This is a genomic window from Photobacterium carnosum, from assembly GCF_021236965.1.
In the GTDB taxonomy this organism is placed as follows: domain Bacteria; phylum Pseudomonadota; class Gammaproteobacteria; order Enterobacterales; family Vibrionaceae; genus Photobacterium; species Photobacterium carnosum.
In genome coordinates this window covers 1-5,957 of sequence record NZ_WMDN01000046.1, presented here as the reverse complement: position 1 = coordinate 5,957, position 5,957 = coordinate 1, and the positions used below count along the sequence as shown (strand labels likewise).

The following is a 5,957-nucleotide window of genomic DNA, read 5'->3' as shown; positions in this document are numbered from 1 at the left end:
GTCACATTTGTTCATGAATACGATGATGTAAGGAATACCAACTTGACGACCAAGTAGGATGTGCTCACGTGTTTGAGGCATAGGACCGTCAGTTGCAGCAACAACTAGGATACCACCATCCATTTGAGCAGCACCAGTGATCATGTTTTTAACATAATCGGCGTGTCCAGGACAGTCAACGTGTGCATAGTGACGTGCAGGAGTATCGTATTCTACGTGAGAAGTAGAAATTGTGATACCGCGCTCGCGCTCTTCAGGAGCGTTATCAATAGATGCGAAATCTTTAGCTGTACCACCGTACACTTTTGCAAGTGTAGTACAGATAGCAGCAGTTAGAGTTGTTTTACCGTGGTCAACGTGGCCGATAGTACCAACGTTAACGTGCGGTTTTACGCGTTCGAATTTTTCTTTAGACATGGATAGTCCCTCTGGGCACGGTATTTAGTGGCATTACGACCACACAACCAAACATGGGTTTGTTGAGTATATAACAAATTGATAAATATTGACTGAAGAGTGGTGCTGATAGGCAGATTCGAACTGCCGACCTCACCCTTACCAAGGGTGCGCTCTACCAACTGAGCCATATCAGCATACAAGAAGTGTGGAGCGGGCAGCGGGAATCGAACCCGCGTCATCAGCTTGGAAGGCTGAGGTAATAGCCATTATACGATGCCCGCAAAAAACTTATTTACTCGTAGCGCTATTTAACTATTTGAATAATGGTGGTGGGGGAAGGATTCGAACCTTCGAAGGCAGTGCCGGCAGATTTACAATCTGCTCCCTTTGGCCACTCGGGAACCCCACCGAAATTCTTAAAACTGGTGCCGACTACCGGAGTCGAACTGGTGACCTACTGATTACAAGTCAGTTGCTCTACCTACTGAGCTAAGTCGGCTTAATTGATGCGCATTTTAGATAATGATGATTTTTGATGCAATACTTTAGTACTTTTTTTTTATTATTTTTTGTTAATTGATGTAATTTCATCCATTATCGACATTTTGCATACAAAGCCAACCCTTCAAGAACTAATTCTGAACGATGATTATAATTTTTAATACCATCTAAAGGAAGATGCCGAACACCACCGCCACACAGTACAACATCAGGCTCTACCGCTAATTTTTCACGGGCTTCTTTTAGGCCATATTCAATCAAACCGATTAATGCAGCACGACAACCGTTTTTTAAACCATCAGCTGTATTATCAGCCAAGCTTAAACGATCGCTATGGTCATGATCTGAAAACACTTTGGTGGTGTTTTCTAATACCACTTTCATCATTAATTGATAACCTGGAGCAATCCAACCACCAAGGTGCTTTCCATCGCCACTTAATACATCAAATGTTAATGCGGTACCAATATCAACGATTACCGTCGGCCGTTTAAATTTTTGATAAATAGCGACCAATGTTAGCCAGCGATCGACACCTAAATATTGATATTCACTATAACCATTTTTAACCCCAAAATCTTTTCGCATCGTTTTCACATGTAACACAGGTATATTCGCCACTTGCGCAATACGCTGAATAGTATTATCAACCTCAACGGGTCCAACACTGGCAAAAACAATCCGTTTGATTTTCTGCTCTAAAATAGGATCAAGTACTAATTCTAATTTTTTACTAGGGTATTTACCAATCAACGTGACTCGACCACTTACCTGTAATAAAGCAACCTTAACGTAGGTATTACCCGCTTCAATTAATAACTGCATTAACAACCTCTAAGACTGATTTCACCACCAACATAAGCAGTAATATCACCATTAGTATCAAGTAATAAAGCACCTTGCTCATTAATACCACGAGCAATACCTTCTATAACGCGTTCACCAATTAATAATTTAACAGGGCGATTTAAAAAGTTATCAATTTTATTCCAGCGTTCAACAAAGCCACTTAATCCAATATCCTCATATTCTTTTAAAGTCTGATGAATACGATCAATTAATGTTGCCGCTAAAACATTACGAGATGGTAACGATACACATGCGGCACTTAAATTCGTCCATGCTTGATCTATCATCGTTGTAGCTACTATCGGCATCGCAATGTTTAATCCCATTCCAATGACTAAATGTGCCGCATCACCAGCTTTCCCTGTCATTTCAACTAAAATACCCGCTAATTTTTTATCATGATAATAAAGATCATTAGGCCATTTTACTCGAATATCAGGCGCACCAAGTTGCTGTAAAGTCTCAGCAATCGCAACACCAACAACAAGACTTAATCCCATCGCCGCAGCAACACCCGCCTCTAAACGCCAATAGGTAGATAAATAAAGATTACTACCAAAAGGAGATTGCCACTGTCGACCTCGTCGTCCACGCCCCGCTTGTTGATATTCAGCTAAACAAACTGCGCCACAGGGTAACTGTCCGATCTGATTAAGCAAATGCTGATTCGTCGAATCAATCACAGGGATCAATTCTAATTGAGGGCAATTAACCAATTCAGTAATTCGCTGACTATCCAATAATTCAATCGGGGCAGCTAAACAATAGCCTTTACCTTGAACACTATATAAATCAAGCCCCCACTGCTGAATGATTTTAATTTGTTTCGCAATGCCAGCACGCGACATCCCCAACGCCAGGCCTAATTTTTCACCCGAATGAAAATGGCCATCCGCTAATAAACGAATAAGAGCTAAACGGGTTGAATGTTCTTTCATTATGCTTGTATCTCGGCCAGATTCGTTTCAACGTTAGCTGCCATAAACCGCACCTCATGTTCCAATGCTATATCAAATTTTATTGCCACACTATCAACCACGAACTGTGCAAGCTGAATAACATCTTGCGCCGTTGCCGTACCAACATTAGTTAATACCAGTGCTTGCTGTGGGTGTACTTTAGCACCACCAATCTGATAACCTTTTAAACCACACTGATCAATTAGCCAACCTGCTGCTAATTTTACATGCTGATTATCAACACCATAACTAGGCATTGCAGGATAATCAACAAGTAGCTTATCACGTGCTATTTTAGAAATAATAGGGTTTTTAAAAAAGCTACCTGCATTACCAATCACAGCAGGATCAGGTAATTTTGCTTTACGAACCTCACAAACAGTATCAAACACTTGCTGAAGCGTGACTGTTGCTATATCAAATTGATTCAAAGGTGCATACGCAATTTTAGGTTGCCATATTTTCGGCAAACAAAAGCCAACGGCAACAATAATATGGCCGTCTTTTAATTGATGCTTAAAAACAGAATCTCGGTAACCAAACTGACACGTCTCAGCGTCATAACGTTTAATCTCATGGGTAATAACATCAAGTACATCGACGTATTGGCATACGTCTTTAAGCTCGACACCATAAGCACCAATATTTTGAATCGGTGACGATCCTACACAACCGGGAATTAACGCTAAATTTTCTAAACCACCAATATTACGATCGACACACCAATGAACAAATTGATGCCAATCTTCACCGCCACCAACATGTAGACAAAAACTCGCTGCCGTCTCTTTTAGAGTAATGCCTTTTATACGGTTAAGAATAATGACACCTTGATAGTCTTCACAAAAAAATAAATTACTACCGTGTCCTACAACTAATTTAGCCATATTATTAAAACTTGAATCGTGCCAAATATGAATAAAATCATCAATATTTTCGGCTTCAACAATCTGTGTGGCAGTAACATCAATACCAAAGGTATGATAAGGCGCTAACCCATGATCATGTAAAACTTTCATGTTAATTTGAGACCATATCTTTATACTATTGGATTCATTTTACCCGATTCAATCTCACAACGCAGTGTTTTCCCATGAGCCAAGTTCACTATCAACCGTTAAATTTAATTCGTTTACCCATCGTCAATAAACTCTATAAAGATTTTTATCCCTCAGGGAAAGCCAAACGTGATGAAATTTTATGGGTTGGAGAATTACCACAAGGCATTGTTTGTTGTGTCCGATTTAAATCTATTGGTGAATTACAATTATTAACTGGCCTGCTCGTCAAACCTGACTTCCGAGGTCAAAAAATAGCAACTCACTTACTTCAATACGCCCTGCCACAAATAAAACAAAAACCGTGTTATTGCTTTGCATTTAAAGAACTTGAAACGCTCTATCAACATGCTGGATTTATCACACTACAACCCCAACAATTACCTCATGATTTACAACAGCGATTTGAACGTTACTGTAATAGTGGGAAAAAACTCATTCCGATGCAATATAACACTAAGCCATAATTACAATTTAGTGAGGTAGTTATATATCTGACAATGATATAGGTTGACTTGGTATTTTTTCTGGTATAATTCGCTTCTTAACTCAAATTTATCTTCTTTAATAGATCGTGTAAACGAGGCGATAATGGATTCAGCTATTGCTAACAGGCAGCATATAGATCAGCTGCCGCGTATTGCGCACAAGCCCGAAAATTTAGAGACTCTTTTTGACGCGAGTTCTTTCAGGAAGCGTTTATACCAAGAAATTGATTCAGCACATCACCGTATTTATATCGTTGCTCTTTATCTACAAGACGATGAAGCCGGTCGCGGCATACTAACCGCGCTATACGAAGCAAAACAACGTAATCCTATATTAGATATTAAAGTATTCGTTGACTGGCACCGTGCTCAGCGTGGCCTTATAGGTGCAAGTCAATCTGATGGTAATGCTGCGTTGTACCGTGAATATGCCGAGAAATATCAACATTCAATTGAAGTCCTTGGTGTACCAGTACGCAATCGTGAAGTCTTTGGCGTCTTACATCTAAAAGGCTTTATTATCGATGATACCGTAATATATAGCGGTGCTAGCCTTAATGATGTTTATCTCGCGCAACATGAACGCTATCGCTATGATCGCTACCATGTTATTAAAAATAGTAAATTAGCTAATAGCATGGCGCAATTTATCACTGAAACCTTAGTCGAAAGTGATGCTGTTAATTGTTTAAACCAAGCTGTACGCCCAGATACAAAATCATTAAAAAGTGCAATTAAAGATCTACGGGTAGAATTACAGCAAGCAAGCTACCACTATACGTCAGAAGTCATCGCGGCTGATGAAGTCGGCTTAACACCTCTGATTGGTTTAGGTAAACGTCGTAATCAGCTCAACCAAGACATTTGTACATTAATTGCTAGCGCACAAAATACATTAACTGTTTGTACTCCTTATTTTAATTTCCCTCGCAGTGTCAGTAAAGAAGTCATTAAAGCTCTAAAACGTGGTGTAAAGGTCACTATTGTTGTTGGTGATAAAACAGCGAACGATTTTTATATTCCACCATCAGAACCTTTTAAAACTATCGCAGGTTTACCTTATCTCTATGAAGTAAATCTACGAAACTTTGCGAAAAGTAATGAGGCAGCGATTGCTAGTCGTCAATTAGCTATCCACCTATGGAAACACGACAACAATAGTTTTCATCTAAAAGGTATTTGGGTCGACGACCAATATATGCTTATCACGGGTAATAATTTAAACCCACGAGCATGGAAGCTTGACTTAGAAAATGCGATTCTTATTCATGACAAAAATCAACTTCTAGCACAACAAACACAACAAGAAATTGATTGTATACTTACTCATACCATCTTGATTGGTAGCTATAAACAAATCGAAAAAATCGACAGTTACCCCATCAAAGTGAATAAATTAATTAAACGGATCCGTCGCGTTAAAGCTGATCATATTCTTAATCAAATTCTATAACGACTGAGCAATGCGCGGCAATAACCTTAATTGCTGCGCTTTTCTAATTAATTATCTCAACAATCTATATTCCACCAATCCTCACTTCTAATATAATATTTACACGAATCAGCTGTAGATATCACTAAAATGTGCTCAAGAGATTAGGCTAACCTGACCCATTAATTTTCTAGATCGGTATAAAGCATTATAATAACCATTTTCTACAGACGAAAAAAAACCCGAATCTTTCGATTCGGGTTTCTTCAAT

6 protein-coding genes and 4 tRNA genes are annotated in these 5,957 nt (G+C 39.0%); 2 read left to right on the top strand and 8 right to left on the bottom strand.

The window, feature by feature from the left end; all coding sequences use genetic code 11:
• The 8 genes from GLP24_RS19580 to murB form a co-directional block, all read right to left on the bottom strand.
• On the bottom strand, positions 1-417 hold a 417-nt coding region (locus GLP24_RS19580), incomplete at its 3' end, for a GTP-binding protein (protein ID WP_232613996.1).
• A 100-nt stretch (positions 418-517) separates the two neighbouring features.
• Positions 518-593, bottom strand: a tRNA-Thr gene (locus GLP24_RS19575).
• 12 nt (positions 594-605) lie between these two features.
• Positions 606-680: transfer RNA gene (locus tag GLP24_RS19570), tRNA-Gly, on the bottom strand.
• Between the two features lie 43 nt (positions 681-723).
• Positions 724-808, bottom strand: a tRNA-Tyr gene (locus GLP24_RS19565).
• Positions 809-822: 14 nt separating this feature from the next.
• Positions 823-898, bottom strand: a tRNA-Thr gene (locus GLP24_RS19560).
• Positions 899-993: 95 nt separating this feature from the next.
• A complete protein-coding gene (locus GLP24_RS19555; protein ID WP_152654464.1) occupies positions 994-1,725 on the bottom strand; it encodes a type III pantothenate kinase in 732 nt (243 codons plus the stop codon).
• Complete coding sequence (gene birA / locus GLP24_RS19550) at positions 1,725-2,687, bottom strand: bifunctional biotin--[acetyl-CoA-carboxylase] ligase/biotin operon repressor BirA (protein WP_101769839.1); 963 nt, start codon at positions 2,685-2,687, stop codon at positions 1,725-1,727. Before birA ends, GLP24_RS19555 begins: the two co-directional genes overlap by 1 nt.
• On the bottom strand, positions 2,687-3,727 hold the full coding sequence (murB, locus tag GLP24_RS19545) for a UDP-N-acetylmuramate dehydrogenase (RefSeq protein ID WP_232616423.1): 1,041 nt from the start codon (positions 3,725-3,727) through the stop codon (positions 2,687-2,689). The genes birA and murB overlap by 1 nt, the downstream gene beginning before the upstream one ends.
• A 74-nt stretch (positions 3,728-3,801) precedes the next feature.
• On the opposite strand from murB, the gene GLP24_RS19540 reads away from it, so the two are divergent.
• A complete protein-coding gene (locus tag GLP24_RS19540) occupies positions 3,802-4,233 on the top strand; it encodes a GNAT family N-acetyltransferase (protein ID WP_152654462.1) in 432 nt (143 codons plus the stop codon).
• 124 nt (positions 4,234-4,357) lie between these two features.
• On the top strand, positions 4,358-5,707 hold the full coding sequence (gene pssA, locus GLP24_RS19535) for a CDP-diacylglycerol--serine O-phosphatidyltransferase (protein ID WP_232578273.1): 1,350 nt from the start codon (positions 4,358-4,360) through the stop codon (positions 5,705-5,707).
• The last annotated feature ends 250 nt before the right edge of the window (positions 5,708-5,957 follow it).